This window comes from Microlunatus panaciterrae, assembly GCF_016907535.1.
Lineage (GTDB): Bacteria > Actinomycetota > Actinomycetes > Propionibacteriales > Propionibacteriaceae > Microlunatus > Microlunatus panaciterrae.
In genome coordinates this window covers 2,640,588-2,656,102 of sequence record NZ_JAFBCF010000001.1, presented here as the reverse complement: position 1 = coordinate 2,656,102, position 15,515 = coordinate 2,640,588, and the positions used below count along the sequence as shown (strand labels likewise).

Here is a 15,515-nt window from a genome sequence, read left to right as displayed (position 1 = left end):
CCGGCGCGCCCGGAGGATCGTCGACCATGACCGGCCATGACCCCGACCCCCGGGTGCGCCGCGGCGTGCTCTACGGACTCGGCGCCTATGGGATCTGGGGGCTGGTGCCGCTGTTCTGGCCTCTGGTCAAGCGGGCCGGCGCGCTGGAGATCCTGGCGAACCGGATCGTCTGGTCCCTGCTGGTCGCGGTCATCCTGTCGTTCGTCTTCCTCCCGCGTGGCTGGTTCGGACGGCTCGCCAGCCGCCGCAGCCTGCTTCTGCTCGGCCTGGCTGCGGCCGCGATCTCGGTCAACTGGGGTGTCTACATCTGGGGCGTGAACAACGGACACGTCGTCGAGACCGCCCTCGGGTACTACATCAACCCGTTGCTGTCGATCCTGGTCGGCGTCATCTTCCTCGGTGAGCGGATGCCCGTGATGCAATGGGTCGCTGTCGGTATCGCCGCCGTGGCGGTGGTCGTGCTGACCATCGACTACGGTCACCCACCCTGGATCGCGCTGGCCCTGGCGGTCAGCTTCGCCAGCTACGGAGTACTGAAGAAGCAGATCAACGCCGGCGCGATCGAGACCTTGACGGTCGAGTCAGCCTTCCTGGTGCTGCCGGCGCTGGCTTACCTCATCCACCTGCAGCTGGTCGGCCGCCTCACGTTCGGCCATCTCGGTTGGGCCCACAGCCTGCTGCTGGTCTCCGGTGGGCTGGTGACGGTGGTGCCACTGCTGTTCTTCGCGGCAGCGGCGACCCGGGTGCCGCTGAGCACGATCGGTCTGCTGCAGTACATGACGCCGACCTTCCAGTTCCTGCTCGGTGTGCTGCTGTTCCACGAGTCGATGTCGACCGGACGGTGGGTCGGTTTCGGACTGGTGTGGGTCGCCCTGGCGGTGCTGACCGCCTCGGTGTTCGCCAGGGCGAACGCCAACCGCAAGGCCCGCGACGTCGTACCCGAACCGGTCTGAGCGGCATCTCCGCGGGCCCGGCGTAGGTTGGGCTCTGATCATTCCGACCGGCCGCTGCAACCACGAGAGATGGGGTGGCACCCTGTTCAAGCCACAGGACTCGCTGGACCGCCTGTTCGAGGTGGGCATCATCCTCAAGGGGCTGAACGGCCTGGCAGAGACGATCGGCGGCCTGCTGCTGCTGTTCGTGACCCCGGACCGGCTGCACCGGCTGGTGGTGCTGATGACCCAGGCCGAGCTCTCCGAGGACCCGCACGACTTCGTCGCCAGGCACATCCTGCAGACGGCCGACGGTATTACCGGCAATGGCCTCGTCTTCGGGTCGATCTATCTGCTGGCGCACGGCATCGTCAAGATCGTGCTGGTGGTCGCCCTGCTACAGAACCGGCTGTGGGCCTATCCCTGGATGATCGGCGTGCTGATCATCTTCATCGGCTACCAGGCCTACCGGATCGTCCTCGCCCCCGGGCCGGCGATGATCATCCTGACGGTCTTCGACCTGGCGATCGTCGCCCTCACCTGGCGCGAGTACCGCAAACAGCGTGAGCATCGCGCTGCCCGGACCTCGAGCGACCAGCACCGCGGTTGATCACCACCGCAGCAGCACCTTGCTGCTGCCGGTGCTGCGGTCGGCGGCGGTGCCGAACGCCCTAACGACGTCCGTCGCGTCGAAGGTGTGCGTGATCAGTGGGTCGACGTCGAGACCGGAGGCCAGCGCAGCGACGGCCTCGGTGATCTCGTCCACGAACCGGTAGGCGCCGCGGTAGTCGATCTCCCTGCTGACCAGAGCGCCGAGCGCCAGCTCCGCCGGGCCGGCGGGCAGGCTGCCGACCTGCACCAGGACACCGCCGCGCACCACAGCCGCGATCACGCCCCCGAGCGCACCGGGCGCACCCGAGGCCTCGAAGGCGACATCGACGTCGGCCGGCAACGGCTGGCCTGCCGCCACCTCGACCACGTCGTCGGCGCCGAGCTCGGTCCCGATCGCCAGGGACTGCGGCGACAGGTCCGCCACGACCACCCTCACCGCACCGGCGCGCCTGGCCGCCGTCACGACCAGGGCGCCGATCGGGCCGCAGCCGTTGACCAGCACCGTCCTTCCGGTCAGGTCGCCGGCTCGCCGTACCGCGTGCAGGGCGACACCCAAGGGCTCGGCGACCGCGCCGCGGCGGGTCCCGACACCCTCGGGCAGTGGTCGCAGCTGAGCGGCCGGGACGGCCTTGAGCACACAGAAGGCGCCGTCCCAGTGCGGGTCGAAGGCGGCTGAGCCGAGGTAGCGCACAGTCGGGCAGAGGTTGGAGCGGCCCTCTCGGCAGAGGGTGCATCGACCGCACACCGTAGCCGGGTGGATGGCGACCGGCTGGCCCTCGCTCACGTCGGACACTCCGTCACCGAGCGCGACCACCACCCCGGCGACCTCGTGGCCCAGCACCATCGGGTGCCTCAGAATCGCGGTCCCGGACTGCCCCTTGCGCCAATAGCCGAGGTCAGACCCGCAGATCCCGCCATACTCGATCCGGACCAGCGCCTCACCGTGGGCAGGCGACGGTTCGGGCAGGTCGTCGACCCGCAGGTCCATCGGCCCGTGTGCGACCACCGCTTTCATCCAGATCCTCCGACACTGTGTGGGGCTTCAGTTGCCCCCACAGCCTAGAGCGCCGCCGTGCCGGTCGAAGGACGTGCCCTGAGCCGGCGGTCCGCGTGCCCTGAGCCGGAATCCACGTGCCCTGAGCCGGCGGTCCACGTGCCCTGAGCCTGTCGAAGGGCCACACCAGAGCCCTTCGACAAGGTCAGGCCACGCCACCGCCATCAAGCAACGCCGCGCGTTGGGGGCTGGTGGGAGCGCCCTGCGACATCGCCCCCACCAGCCTCCAGCCCGGACCACCCTGTGGTGATCCGAGACCCGCGCGGCTGAGGTGGCCGGTCCTCCCCCTGTACTGAACCGATGACCTCAACCGCGCGGACCTCGTGCCTGCTCCGAACCCTGGTCCGAAGCGGCTGTGCGAACCCCCCGATCCGACAACACCAACAATGACCGGCCGACCTTTGCCCAACTCCAGCCGGCAGTGAGGGTCAGGTGAAGATCCGCTCAGTTTTCCCCGGAACTGTTTCTCGGTGTCGCCGACACCGGCTCGATGTCGCTCGTCAGGGGGTCTGCAGGTCCCTGCGGCGGAAGCCGACCAGACCCACACCGATCAGGGCTGCGGCGATCAAGGTCAGCCAGAGCAGTGGTGGCCACGCCATCTCGGCCGAGGGCAGCCCCGGAACATGGGCGAACGGGGAGAGGTCGATCAGCCACTGAGGCAGATCGAGAGCCGAGCCGAAGAACGTCAGCACCAGACAGGCGGCGAGCAGTCCCCAGACCGCGGGAGTCCCCGCCGGCCATAGGCCGACCAGCATCAGGGCGGCTCCGATCAGCACCCACACTGCAGGGGCGTACACCAGCATGGCGGCGATGACGACTCCGACCTGTCCCAGGTCGCCGCTGCGAATCCCGTGCACCAGCCCGAATCCGAAGCCGGCCGCGACGAGCATCACGATGGTGCCGACGACGGCGATGATCACATAGCTTCCCAGCCACCCGACCTTCGACACTGCCGCGCCGAGCAAGGGCTCGACCCGACCCGCACCCTCCTCGCCGTGGGCGCGCAGGCTCGTCTGCAAAGCGAAGCCGGATCCGATCAACGCCATGATCAACGCCGCGGCAGCGATGAACGCCTGCACCGGGTCGCCGCCGCCGGCGATCTCGAGATAGCGCCGCAGGGCGGGGTTCTCATCGAACAGGTCGGTCACGCTCTTCGCCACCGAGCCGTAGGTCACCCCGAGGACGAGCATCCCCACCAGCCAGCCGACGAAGGTGCCGCGCTGCAGCCGTACGGCCAGTGCGAACGAGGAGGACAGCGACGGCGCTGCCGAGAGCCTGCCCGCGCGTGGTTGGAGCGCGCCGGCGCCCAGGTCTCGACGGCCAGCCAGCAGATAGCCGAGCCAGACCATCGCCGCAGCAAAGGCCAACGAGACCAGCAACACCCACCATCGTTCGCCCGCGAACGGACGGACCGCCTTGAACCAGCCCAACGGTGAGAACCAGGAGAGGGCGGGCGCAGCCGAGTCGCCCACCCCGCGCACCAGGTAGGAGACACCGATCAGCGCGGCCGAGAGCCCGTAGGCTCCGCGCGCGAAGGCGTTCAGCTGTGCCGCGACCGAGGCGATCCCGGCGAACACCAGGCCGGCGACGGCGCTCGACACCCCGAGCGCGATCGAGCCGACGGTCGGCAGTCCGTTGGCGATCAGGACGGCGGGCACGACCAGCAGGACGACCAGGTCGGCGAGCAGGGCGACCCCCAGTGCCGCAGTCAGCGGTGCGTTGCGCCCGACCACCCCGGATCGCGTCAGCTCGGTGCGACCCGCCTCCTCGTCGGCACGGGTGTGCCGGTTGACCACGGTGATGTTCATGAAACACACCAGCACCGCCAGGAAGATGCCGACCCGGTAGGAGATGAACCCGCCCGGGGTGTTCACCTGCAGCGGCTGGCCCAGCATGACGGTGAAGGCGGCATTGCCCTGCGCGGTCGCGGCGAAGGCGTCATAGTCTGCCTGGGTCGGCAGCAGGGTCTGGGCGCTACGTGGACCGATGGCAGCGAGCGCGGCCGTGCTGGCCAGCCAGATCGGCAGCATCACCCGATCCCGGCGGAGGTTCAGCCGGACCAGTGCGGGGAGGCCGGACAGTGCACCCAGACCGGACGGGGCCATCATTCGACCCGGGCATGGCGTGGCCGGTAGTCGTCCTCGGACGGTTCCGGTGCGAGCAGCTGGTCGCCGTAATGGCGGAGGAACAGCTCCTCCAACGTCGGAGGCTGGCTCCGGAGGGTCCGGATGCCGAACGCGCCCAGTGCACGCAGGGCGGAGTCCAGCTTGTCGGTGTCCACCTCGAACCGCACCCGGTGGCCCTCCACCGACAGGTCGTAGACGCCGTCGAGGGACTCGAGGCCGGTTGCCGTCCTACCAGTCTCGGCCTCGATCGAGGTCCGGGTGAGGTGCCGAAGATCAGCGAGCGTGCCCGACTCGACGGTCCTGCCGGCCCGGATGATGCTCACCCGGTCGCAGAGCGCCTCCACCTCGGCCAGGATGTGGCTGGACAGCAGCACTGTGCGACCGTCGTCCTTGAGCTCATTGATGCACTCGGTGAACACCGCCTCCATCAGCGGGTCGAGCCCTGCCGTGGGCTCGTCCAGGACCAGCAGCTCCGCATCCGAGGCAAGGGCTGCAACCAGCGCCACCTTCTGCCGGTTGCCCTTCGAGTAGGTCCGCCCCTTCTTGGCCGGGTCAAGATCAAATCGCTGCAGCAGCTCGTCCCGGCGACCACGGTTGAGACCGCCGCGCAACCGGCCCATCAGATCGATCACCTCGCCGCCGGAGAGGTTCGGCCAGAGGTTAACCTCGCCCGGGACGTAAGCCAGCCGACGGTGCAGCTCGACCGCATCGACCCAGGGGTCCCCTCCCAGTACGGTGGCCGAACCGGAGTCGGCTCTGAGCAGTCCGAGCAGAATCCTGATCGTGGTGGACTTTCCCGAACCGTTGGGACCGAGGAAGCCGTGAACCTCACCGGTCTCGACCTGAAGATCGAGACCGTCGAGGGCGCGGATCCGGCCGAAGGTCTTGACCAGAGCGGAGACATCGATCGATGGGCTCACAGGCAGCACGCTACTCCGCTGACAGCCGCGCGAACCTAGTTCTTCGAGCCGTCCTTCGTCTCTGACGTCGTCGGCAACGAGTCCAGATAGGTCTGCAGCGCCGACTCGCCGTCGGCGGGTTTGAATCCGACTTCGATGATCTTGGCCAGGTCCAGCACGCTGTGCCGCGGCCGTGGCGCCAGCTGCCTGCCCTCGCCATAGGTCTCGGTCGACACGCGCTGCACGTCGGCTTCCGACCGCCCCCGATGCCGATAGACCAGCTCGGCGATGTCGGCCCAGGACATCGACCGGCCAGCCGAGGTGAGGTTGTAGGTCCCGGTCGCGGGACGGTTCCTCAACAGGTGCGCCACCCCGCGGGCGATGTCGTCGGCGAACGTCAGCCGGCCCAGCTGGTCGTCGATCACCGCAGGGCGCACGCCCCTGGCGGCCAGGTCGGCCATAGTGCGGACGAAGTTCCGGCCGTCCCCGACCACCCAGCTGGTGCGGAGGATGTAGTGCTGCGGCAGAGCCGCAACGAGCGCGTCGCCGGCTGCCTTGGTCTGTCCGTAGACCCCCAACGGGGAGGGTGCCTCGTCCTCGGTGTGCAGCTCCTGCTCACCGTCGAAGACGTAGTCGGACGAGAGGTGGACCAGCAGCAGTCTGTGCCGACGGGCGATCTCAGCCAGCCGGCCGACGGCGGTGACATTGACCGCCCAGGCGTCGCGGCGTCCCTGAGGTGTCTCTGCCACGTCGACCGCCGTGTAGGCGGCGGCGTTGACCACCGTGTCGTAGTCGGCCCAGTTGATCTTGTCCAGGGTCTCGAGCCGCGTCAGGTCCACCGCGCTGCGGTCGGCACTGTCGGCATCGGGGAGCAGCGCCCGCAAGGCGGTCCCCACCTGCCCGTTGGCGCCCAGGATCAGCGTCCGCCTGGCAGCCACCGGCCGCACCGCGGACAGCTGCGGATGGTTCTGGTCGGCCTCGGACAGCTCCGCCTGGTCCAGGGCGATCGGCCAGCTGATGCCGAGCTGCGGGTCGGCGAGATTGACGAAGGCATAGGAGCTCTTCGCTTCGGCGCTCCAGTGCTCGTTGACGAGATAGGAGTAGGCGGTGGCGTCGGTCAGCGTCTGGAACGCGTTGCCGACTCCGCGCGGGACGAAGACGGCCTTGTCGGGTCCCAGCTCGGTGCTGAACACCGCACCGAAGGTGGGGCCCTGCCGCAGGTCGACCCAGGCCCCGAAGACCCTCCCGGTGGCCACGGAGACGTACTTGTCCCACGGCTCGGCGTGGATGCCGCGGGTGGCGCCAGCCCGCTCGTTGAAAGACACGTTGTTCTGCACCGGTTGGAAGTCGGGCAGTCCGGACGCGACCATCTTGGCCCGCTGCCAGTTCTCCTTGAACCAGCCACGGTTGTCGCGGTGCACCGGAAGATCGACGACCAGCAGGCCGGGGATGGGCGTCCGGCTGACGACGGCCTCGGCCACGCTGCTACATCCCCTTCTGCTGGTACTTGGCCTCGGTGGCGGCCTTCTGGGGTCGCCACCATGCCTCGTTGTCGCGGTACCACTGGATGGTCTGCAGCAGTCCGGACTCGAAGTCGACATAGCGGGGCGTCCAGCCGAGCTCCCGTCGCAGCTTGCTCCAGTCGATCGCGTAGCGCAGGTCGTGGCCGGCCCGGTCGTTGACGTGCTCGTAGGCGTCGGACGGCTGGCCCATCAGCCGCAGGATGGTCTCGATCACCGATTTGTTGGTCTTCTCGCCATCGGCGCCGATCAGGTACGTCTCCCCGATGACGCCCTCCTCGACGATCCGCAGGACCGCAGAGCTGTGATCATCGGCGTGGATCCAGTCGCGCACATTCTGGCCGGCACCGTAGAGCTTCGGTGTGACCCCGTCGATCACATTGGTGATCTGTCTGGGGATGAACTTCTCGACGTGCTGGAACGGACCGTAGTTGTTGGAACAGTTGCTGATGGTCGCGCGGACGCCGAAGGATCGCACCCAGGCCCGCACCAACAGGTCCGATCCGGCCTTCGTCGACGAGTACGGGCTGGACGGGTTGTACGGCGTACGTTCGGTGAACCGCTGCGGGTCGTCGAGCTCGAGGTCCCCGTACACCTCGTCGGTCGAGATGTGGTGGTAGCGCACGTCGTGATGCCGGACGGCCTCGAGCAGCGTGTAGGTGCCGATCAGGTTGGTCTGCACGAACGGCGAGGGGTCACTGAGCGAGTTGTCATTGTGCGACTCGGCTGCGAAGTGCACCACCCGACCGTGATCGGCCACCAACTTGTCCACCAGCGCCGGTTCGCAGATGTCGCCCTCGACGAGGGTGACCCGATCGGCCGGCAGACCCGCCAGCGACTGGCGGTCACCGGCGTAGGTGAGCTTGTCCAGCACGGTGATCGTCGCATTGGTGTGGTCCAGCAGGTGCCGGACGAAGTTCGACCCAATGAAACCCGCCCCGCCGGTCACCAGATAATCAGACATAGGGCGCATCCTAATCGCAACGCGGCTGAGCCCGGTACCATCGCAGACAGCTCAGCCGGACGTCGTCCGGACCGGCCACAGCAAGCGAGGAGACGTGACGATGCGCGGGATCATCTTGGCCGGCGGGTCCGGGACCAGGCTTCACCCGGTCACCCTCGGGATCAGCAAGCAGCTGGTGCCGGTCTACGACAAACCGATGATCTACTACCCGTTGTCGACCCTGATCTTCGCCGGCATCCGGGACATCCTCGTGATCACCACGCCGCACGACGCCGAGGGTTTCCGGCGGCTGCTGGGTGACGGGTCGCAGTTCGGCATCGCCATCAGCTACGCCACCCAGGAGGTGCCCAACGGCCTCGCCCAGGCGTTCGTGATCGGTGCAGACTTCATCGGCGACGACAAGGTCGCGCTGGTGCTGGGCGACAACATCTTCTATGGGCCCGGCCTGGGTACCCAGTTGCGGCGCTTCCAGGACGTCGACGGCGGCGCGGTGTTCGCCTACTGGGTGGCGGACCCGCAGGCCTACGGCGTGGTCGAGTTCGACCGGGAGGGTCGGGCGATCTCGCTGGAGGAGAAGCCGGCGATCCCCAAGTCGAACTATGCGGTCCCGGGCCTCTACTTCTACGACAACGAGGTGATCAAGATCGCCCGCGAGCTCAAGCCCTCGGCGCGCGGGGAATACGAGATCACCGACGTCAACCGCGCCTACCTCGCCGCCGGCAGCCTGCAGGTCGGCGTGCTGCCTCGCGGTACCGCCTGGCTCGACACCGGGACCTTCGAGTCCCTCAACGATGCGAACAACTTCGTCCGAACCCTCGAGGCCAGGCAGGGCCTCAAGGTCGGCGCACCGGAGGAGGCCGCCTGGCGGCAGGGATTCCTCACCGATGACGAGTTGGAGCAGCGTGCGCTGGCGCTGGCCAAGTCCGGCTATGGCAGCTATCTCCTCGATATCTTGAACCGGCAACGCAACATGGTGCCGTGATCATGGTCGGCGTCGGCCGACCATGATCACTCGATCTGACGATGAACCCACTTCTCGCTATCCTGAGGCGCGGCATCATCCCCTCGATGACCCTTGATGCGACGGAGTGAGACATGAGCGGAAACTACCCACCTGGGCCACCGCAGGGCCCCCAGCCCGGCCCTTACGGCCAGGGGCAGCAGCCCCAGGGTCCAGGATTCGGCCAGCCCAGTGGCCCCGGCTACGGCGCAGGACCCGGTGGACCGCAGCCGCCGTACGGCGTCCCCGGCCAGGGTGTACCCGGCCAGGGTATGCCCCCGCAGGGTGGTCCGGGCTATGGCGGGCCCGGCAGCCCCGGAAGCGCGCCCGGCGTCTACGGTCCGGGTCAGCCTGGTGGTCCCCAGGGCCCTGGCCAGTTCGGCGGTCCGGGTGGGCCGGTCGGTCCCGGCGGCCCGAAGAAGAACAACAACAAGATCTTCCTCATCGTCGGAGCTGCCGTACTGGCGCTGATCGTGCTCGGCGTGGCCGGTGGGGCGATCCTGCTCAGCGGCGGTAACAAGACCGACACCGGCGGAACCGGTACGAGGACCTCCGCCCCGCCCGCCACCAAGGCCTCCGATGCGGTCAAGTCCTACCTCGAGGCACTCGCTGCGAGCAATGCGCAGGCTGCTCTCGACCTGAGCGAGGACCAGCCGGCCGACAAGACGTTCCTGACCAACGAGGTGCTGCAGGCCTCCAACGGCCGGGCTCCGATCACCGCGATCAACGTCCCCGAGGTCGCCGACGACAACGCCTACAGCGTCGACGCCACCTACAAGATGGGCGAGGAGTCGGTCACCGAGTCGTTCTACGTCGACAAGTTCGACGGCAAGTGGAAGGTCAAGGAGGCCTTCGCCGAACTCGACCTGAGCTACACCCGGGACAAGAGCCTGCCGATGATCATCAATGGCGTCGAGGTGAAGACCGACAAGGTGAAGCTGCTTCCCGGATCGTACGAGTTCACCACCGGATCGAAGTTCATCGACTACGGCAGCTCGAACGTCCTGCTGGTGACCAGCCCGTCGGACTACCCGAACACCTCCGACATCAAGGCGTCCATCACCGAGGCCGGTTTCAGCGCCTTCAAGAAGGCCGCCAAGGACTCGATGACGGCCTGCGTGAAGCAGAAGAAGCTCGCCCCCACCGGCTGCCCGTTCGCAGCCAAGCCGACCAGTCAGCAGAAGGTCGACACCAAGACGATCAAGTGGACGTTGGAGGACGACCCGTTCGGCTCGGACTTCAAGCCCAGGCTCGACTACGAGGCCAAGTCGACGGCGAAGGCGTCGGTCACGTTCAAGATGTCCTTCGATGCCAAGGGCACCAGCAACGGCAAGCCGATGACCTTCAGCCAGGACAGCCGGCTGCGCTTCGCGGATGTCTCCGCAGATCTGGCGTCCGAACCGCTCAAGGTCACCTGGACCCGCTGACATCCCGCCCATCCCACCGATGCTCCGGCCTGCAGGCCGGGGCATCGGTGCGTTCGGGCGGCTCTGACCGCTTTCCCCGACCTGGGTAGCATCGACACCGTGACCGAATCCCCAGCGCCCCAGCCAGCCTTCGACTTCGCCGCATTCGACCAGGGCGTCCGGGTGCAGGACGACCTGTTCCGGCACGTCAACGGCAGCTGGCTGAAGACCGCAGAGATCCCCGACGACAAGCCCCTGACCGGCGCTTTCATGGTCCTGCGCGACCAGGCCGAGGCTGCCGTCAGGGACATCATCACCGGCATGGATGCACCGGAGCCGGGGACCGACGACGCGAAGATCGCCGACCTCTACGCAAGCTTCATGGCTGCCGAGACGATCGAGGCGGCCGGGGCGAGTCCACTCGCGGGACCGCTGCGCCGGATCGATGGCGTCGAGACGCCGGAGGAGCTGATGCGGTTGATGGGGGCCTTCTCCCGCCGCGCGGTGCCGGGATTGTTCGACTTCGACGTCGAGACCGATCCGGGCGACCCGACGCGCTACCTGATGTTCGTCATGCAGTCCGGGCTCGGGCTGCCGGACGAGGAGTACTACCGGCTCGACAGCTATGCCGAGATCCGGACCCAGTATCAGGAGCACATCGCCAGGTCGCTCGAGCTGGCCGGAGTCGAGGACGCCGGGGGGTGGGCCGAGCGGGTCTTCGGCTTGGAGACGGCCATTGCCAAGACGCACTGGGACAAGGTCCGGACCCGGGACCTGCGGCAGATGTACAACCTGATGACTCTGGAGGAGTTCGAGCAGGCAGCGCCTGCTCTGCACTGGCGGGCCTTCCTCGAGGGGGCCGAGATCGGTGAGGACAAGGTGGCGGAGTGTGTCAACGGCCAGCCGTCCTTCTTCGCCCAGGTGGCCGAGTTGATCACTGCCGACCGGCTGCCCGACTGGAAGGCCTGGGCGAGCTGGCGGCTGATCTCGTCCATGTCGCCATACCTGTCCAGCGCCTTCGTCGCCGAGCGGTTCCACTTCTACGGCACCGTGCTGTCCGGTACGCCGGTGCTGAAGGAGCGGTGGAAGCGTGGCGTCGAGCTGGTCGAGGGTGCGCTCGGCGAGGCGGTCGGCCGGATCTACGTCGAACGTCACTTCTCCCCCGTCGCCAAGGAGCGGATGGACGAGCTGGTCGCCAACCTGATCGAGGCTTACCGACGCTCGATCAACGACCTGGACTGGATGACCGACGAGACCAAGACCAGAGCGCTCGACAAGCTGTCCAAGTTCATCCCGAAGATCGGCTTCCCGGTCAAGTGGCGTGACTACTCCGCGCTGGAGATCAAGGCCGACGACGTGATCGGCAACGTGATCAGGGCCCACGACTTCGAGTTCAACCGGTCACTGGCCAAGATCGGTGCGCCGGTGGACCGTGACGAGTGGCTGATGACGCCGCAGACGGTCAACGCCTACTACCACCCGCTGCGCAACGAGATCGTCTTCCCGGCGGCGATCCTGCAGCCGCCGTTCTTCAACGAGCACGCCGACGACGCGGTCAACTACGGCGGCATCGGCGCGGTGATCGGACACGAGATCGGCCACGGCTTCGACGACCAGGGCTCGACCTGCGACGGTGATGGACGACTGCTGGACTGGTGGACCGAGAAGGACCGCGAGGCGTTCGAGGAGCGGACCGGATCGCTGATCGCTCAGTACAGCGCGCTGGAGCCGGCCCAGACCCCGGGTCACAAGGTCAACGGTGAACTCACCATCGGCGAGAACATCGGTGACCTCGGCGGGATCTCCATCGCGTACAAGGCCTACCAGCTGTCGCTTGACGGTGCGACACCTGAGCCGATCGATGGCTACACCGATGTCCAGCGGCTGTTCCTCAGCTGGGGCGCGGTCTGGCAGCAGAAGGCCCGCGACGAGATGGTCAAGCAGCGGCTTGCCACCGATCCGCACTCGCCCAACGAGTTCCGCTGCAACCAGGTGGTCCGCAACGTGGCCGAGTTCTATGCAGCCTTCGACGTCACTCCCGACGACGGTCTCTGGCTCGACGAAGATCAACGGGTGAAGATCTGGTGACCTTCGGTCTGCGAACCGACGACGCGTCGGCTAACTTAGTCGCATGACAGACGGCACCGACCGAGTTGCGGTGGTCATCGAGGACGATGACGACATCCGCAACCTGCTGGAGGCCGTGCTGGAACAGGCGGGCTTCACGACCCACGCGTTCTCCGACGGGATGGAGGGCGTCGCCGCCATCCGCCAGCACTCGCCCATCCTGACCACTCTGGACATCAACCTGCCGAGCATCGACGGGTTCGAGGTGGCCCGACGGATCCGCCGGTTCAGTTCGACGTACATCATCATGCTCACCGCCCGGCTGGACGAGATCGACACCCTGATGGGTCTGGACGCCGGTGCTGACGACTACCTGACCAAGCCCTTCCGGCACCGTGAGCTGAGGGCCCGGATCGAGGCGATGCTGCGCCGGACCCGGCTGAACGAGGCCAGCAGCCCGGCTCCGGCAACCGGCAACGGTGACGCCGACCGGGTCGCGTCGCTGCCGGCCGCGTCGACCGTAGAACCGCCGGCCGAGCCGGCGGAGCCCGGCGAGTGGCTGATGCACAACGGATTGAGCATCAACCCGGAGATGCGGCTCTGCCAGCTCGACGGCACACCGGTGGAGCTGACCCGAAGCGAGTTCGACGTCCTGCGGGCCATCATGGAACGCCAGCGCCGGGTGATCGCCAAGGACGACCTGGTGCTGCTGGTGCGTGGTGACGAGGTGACCGGCGGCTACGTCGCCGACGCCGACCGGCGGGCACTCGAGGTGCACATCGCCAACCTGCGCCGCAAGCTCAACGACCGGGTCGCCGCGCCGCGGTTCATCGAGACCGTCCGCGGCGTCGGCTACCGGTTGGCCGAGCGCCGGGACCGGCGCTAGCCGATCCCGGACAGGCCGGGCTAGAGCTCCGACCGAGGGCCGAGCTGCCAGCTGCACCGCAGCTGTGCGTCGGCCTCACGAACCGCGTCGAGCAAGGCCGCGAGCAGTGCCTGCAGCTCCATCGCGTCGGTGTGCCCGATCGTCTCGCGCAGCCTGCGGGCCGCAGCGACCAGGTCGAAGGCGCCGACCATGTGGCTGGACGACTCCAGGCTGAGCAGCGCGATCAGCGCTTCCTTGTGGTCGCCGTTCTCGACATGACGCCGGATGCGCTCGAACCGTTCATCCAGCATGGCGAGATAGTCGACGACGAAGTGTTGGACGATCTCACCGTCATTGGCCAGGACATCGGTGGTCCAGCCCAGCGCGGGCGGGTCCGTGCCCACCTGTTGGATGGTCGGGCTCGGCGACTCCGCCACCGAGCCCGACGCTCCCCCCTTGCAGGATGCATCTCCAGAAAGAGATCCCCCCGTACCTTCGGATCCGTCCCCCGACATAGATCCCCCCTCACAGAACCGGTCGACCCGGCCCGATAGACATGGCTGCTTTTTGCACCTGCGGCCACGCCAGGCCTGGTCGATCATCGGCGTCCCCCTCAGCCTCGACCTGGATGTTGACTGCCGCCGATTCGTTCTGAGGACAACCCTGCCCCCCGTTCCTTTACCCGACGTCCTCGTTGGCCAAGGTGCGCCTCAGGATTTGCTCAAGAACCGCCAGCCGATGCAGCACCGAACTGCGATGATGTGGGCGTGAGCGATGCCGAGTCTGCTGTCCCGACGCCGGAGCAGTTCGTCGACGACGTGCTGGGCGACGACTGGGTGGCCCGCACGATCGAGCTGGCCCCGGACGATGAGGGCCAGCCGGTGGCGACTCTGGTGCACCGGCGCGAAGCGGGAAACGGTGAGCATCCCCGGGCCGTGCTGTATCTGCACGGCTTCGTCGACTACTTCTTCCAGGTCGAGCATGCCGCGCTCTGGCGCGATCACGGCTACGACTTCTACGCCCTCGACCTGCGCAAGTACGGCCGTTCGATGCGGCCAGGGCAGAGCCCCAACTGGGTGACCGACCTGCGCACGTACGACGAGGACATCGACGCCGCCCTCAAGATCATCCGCGAGGAGCACGGACACCAGAAGGTCGTGCTGCTCGGACACTCGACCGGAGGCCTGATCGCGCCGCTGTACGTCAGCGACCATCCCGGCGGTGTGATCGCCCTGGTGCTGAACAGTCCGTGGTTCGATCTCAACTCGAACTGGTTCAACCGGGTGATCGCGACCCGGGTCATCGACCTGGTCGGCGGGTTCGTGCCGCACGTGCGGGTCGGCCAGCTGGGCGACGCGTACGGGCGCTCGTTGCACACCTCCACCGGTGGTCAGTGGAACTACGACCTGGCCTGGAAGCCGCTGGCCGGCTTCCCTGTGCACGCCGGCTGGCTGCGCGCCATCCGACGCGGGCACGCGCGGGTGCGGCGCGGTCTGCACATCGGTGTGCCGGTGCTGGTCTGCACCTCCTCGCGATCCGGCCACCCCGTCCATCCCACCCCGAACGAGCTGATGAGCACTGACTGCGTGCTGAACGTGGAGCACATGACCTCGCTGGCCCCCCGGCTCGGCAACGACGTGACGGTTCGGCGGATCCCCGGCGGTCGCCACGACCTGGCCCTGTCCGACCAGCCGGCGCGGGCGGAGTATGAGCACGTGGTGTTCGACTGGCTCTCCCGCCGGCTGCCCTGACTCGTCCGCGGCGTTGTCGCGCTCTCTCGTGCGGGTCGGAGCGGCCTTCATCCCCTTCCCGGGCGAAACTCATCAGAACGCGACTTTTCTGCGGGGTTTGAGCGCTCCTCCCATACAGAAGTCATCAGAACGCGACATCTCCGGGACCTGAGCGCTCTTCCCGGTACAGAACTCATCAGAACGCGACTTTTGCGCTGGCGGGCCGACCACGACCCACGACGCAGCACGTGACGACTTTTTCGCTCTCTGTCCCGAGGGTACGAGCACAGACCGCAGCACGTGACGACTTTTCGACACGCGCCCGCGCCTCCGGCAGCCC

At 67.5% G+C, this 15,515-nt stretch carries 13 protein-coding genes; 7 read left to right on the top strand and 6 right to left on the bottom strand.

The window, feature by feature from the left end; translation table 11 throughout:
• The first annotated feature begins 26 nt into the window (after positions 1-26).
• On the top strand, positions 27-953 hold the full coding sequence (gene rarD / locus JOE57_RS12095; RefSeq protein WP_204918291.1) for an EamA family transporter RarD: 927 nt from the start codon (positions 27-29) through the stop codon (positions 951-953).
• Positions 954-1,074: 121 nt separating this feature from the next.
• Positions 1,075-1,542, top strand: a complete 468-nt coding sequence (locus JOE57_RS12090) for a DUF2127 domain-containing protein (RefSeq protein WP_204918289.1) — start codon at positions 1,075-1,077, stop codon at positions 1,540-1,542.
• On the opposite strand, the gene JOE57_RS12085 is transcribed toward JOE57_RS12090, so the two are convergent.
• The 5 genes from JOE57_RS12085 to rfbB all read right to left on the bottom strand — a co-directional run bounded on the left by JOE57_RS12085 (position 1,543) and on the right by rfbB (position 8,107).
• Positions 1,543-2,559, bottom strand: coding sequence for an L-idonate 5-dehydrogenase (locus JOE57_RS12085; RefSeq protein ID WP_204918287.1), 1,017 nt, complete (start codon positions 2,557-2,559; stop codon positions 1,543-1,545).
• Between the two features lie 539 nt (positions 2,560-3,098).
• Positions 3,099-4,706: an ABC transporter permease gene (locus JOE57_RS12080; protein WP_204918285.1), complete on the bottom strand. Its 1,608-nt coding sequence runs from the start codon at positions 4,704-4,706 to the stop codon at positions 3,099-3,101.
• Positions 4,703-5,644 carry an ATP-binding cassette domain-containing protein gene (locus tag JOE57_RS12075; protein ID WP_204918283.1) on the bottom strand — a complete coding sequence of 314 codons (942 nt, stop codon included), beginning with the start codon at positions 5,642-5,644 and terminating at the stop codon, positions 4,703-4,705. The genes JOE57_RS12080 and JOE57_RS12075 overlap by 4 nt, the downstream gene beginning before the upstream one ends.
• 35 nt (positions 5,645-5,679) lie before the next feature.
• Positions 5,680-7,104 carry a sugar nucleotide-binding protein gene (locus JOE57_RS12070; RefSeq protein WP_204918281.1) on the bottom strand — a complete coding sequence of 475 codons (1,425 nt, stop codon included), beginning with the start codon at positions 7,102-7,104 and terminating at the stop codon, positions 5,680-5,682.
• A 4-nt stretch (positions 7,105-7,108) separates the two neighbouring features.
• Positions 7,109-8,107 carry a dTDP-glucose 4,6-dehydratase gene (gene rfbB / locus JOE57_RS12065; RefSeq protein ID WP_204918279.1) on the bottom strand — a complete coding sequence of 333 codons (999 nt, stop codon included), beginning with the start codon at positions 8,105-8,107 and terminating at the stop codon, positions 7,109-7,111.
• Between the two features lie 100 nt (positions 8,108-8,207).
• On the opposite strand from rfbB, the gene rfbA reads away from it, so the two are divergent.
• The 4 genes from rfbA (at position 8,208) to JOE57_RS12045 (ending at position 13,466) form a co-directional block, all read left to right on the top strand.
• The gene (gene rfbA, locus JOE57_RS12060) at positions 8,208-9,089 is read left to right on the top strand and encodes a glucose-1-phosphate thymidylyltransferase RfbA (protein WP_204918278.1); all 882 of its coding nucleotides are present in this window, start codon (positions 8,208-8,210) and stop codon (positions 9,087-9,089) included.
• Between the two features lie 113 nt (positions 9,090-9,202).
• On the top strand, positions 9,203-10,534 hold the full coding sequence (locus JOE57_RS12055; RefSeq protein WP_204918276.1) for a DUF4878 domain-containing protein: 1,332 nt from the start codon (positions 9,203-9,205) through the stop codon (positions 10,532-10,534).
• A gap of 99 nt (positions 10,535-10,633) precedes the next feature.
• Complete coding sequence (locus JOE57_RS12050) at positions 10,634-12,601, top strand: M13-type metalloendopeptidase (RefSeq protein ID WP_204918274.1); 1,968 nt, start codon at positions 10,634-10,636, stop codon at positions 12,599-12,601.
• 43 nt (positions 12,602-12,644) lie between these two features.
• The gene (locus JOE57_RS12045) at positions 12,645-13,466 is read left to right on the top strand and encodes a response regulator transcription factor (protein ID WP_204918272.1); all 822 of its coding nucleotides are present in this window, start codon (positions 12,645-12,647) and stop codon (positions 13,464-13,466) included.
• Positions 13,467-13,486: 20 nt separating this feature from the next.
• Here JOE57_RS12045 and JOE57_RS12040 read toward each other — a convergent pair whose 3' ends face one another.
• Positions 13,487-13,849 (bottom strand): hypothetical protein, encoded by a 363-nt coding sequence (locus JOE57_RS12040; protein ID WP_204918270.1) that lies wholly within the window; start codon positions 13,847-13,849, stop codon positions 13,487-13,489.
• Positions 13,850-14,212: 363 nt separating this feature from the next.
• Between JOE57_RS12040 and JOE57_RS12035 the strand changes: the two genes are divergently transcribed.
• Positions 14,213-15,196, top strand: a complete 984-nt coding sequence (locus JOE57_RS12035; protein ID WP_204918268.1) for an alpha/beta fold hydrolase — start codon at positions 14,213-14,215, stop codon at positions 15,194-15,196.
• The last annotated feature ends 319 nt before the right edge of the window (positions 15,197-15,515 follow it).

What these genes read in the sequence shown, in the direction of transcription:
- rarD (WP_204918291.1), top strand. Translation starts at nt 27, where the DNA reads ATGACCGGCCATGACCCCGACCCCCGGGTGCGCCGCGGCGTGCTCTAC.
- JOE57_RS12085 (WP_204918287.1), bottom strand. Translation starts at nt 2,559, where the DNA reads ATGAAAGCGGTGGTCGCACACGGGCCGATGGACCTGCGGGTCGACGAC.
- JOE57_RS12080 (WP_204918285.1), bottom strand. Translation starts at nt 4,706, where the DNA reads ATGATGGCCCCGTCCGGTCTGGGTGCACTGTCCGGCCTCCCCGCACTG.
- rfbB (WP_204918279.1), bottom strand. Translation starts at nt 8,107, where the DNA reads ATGTCTGATTATCTGGTGACCGGCGGGGCGGGTTTCATTGGGTCGAAC.
- rfbA (WP_204918278.1), top strand. Translation starts at nt 8,208, where the DNA reads ATGCGCGGGATCATCTTGGCCGGCGGGTCCGGGACCAGGCTTCACCCG.
- JOE57_RS12055 (WP_204918276.1), top strand. Translation starts at nt 9,203, where the DNA reads ATGAGCGGAAACTACCCACCTGGGCCACCGCAGGGCCCCCAGCCCGGC.
- JOE57_RS12045 (WP_204918272.1), top strand. Translation starts at nt 12,645, where the DNA reads ATGACAGACGGCACCGACCGAGTTGCGGTGGTCATCGAGGACGATGAC.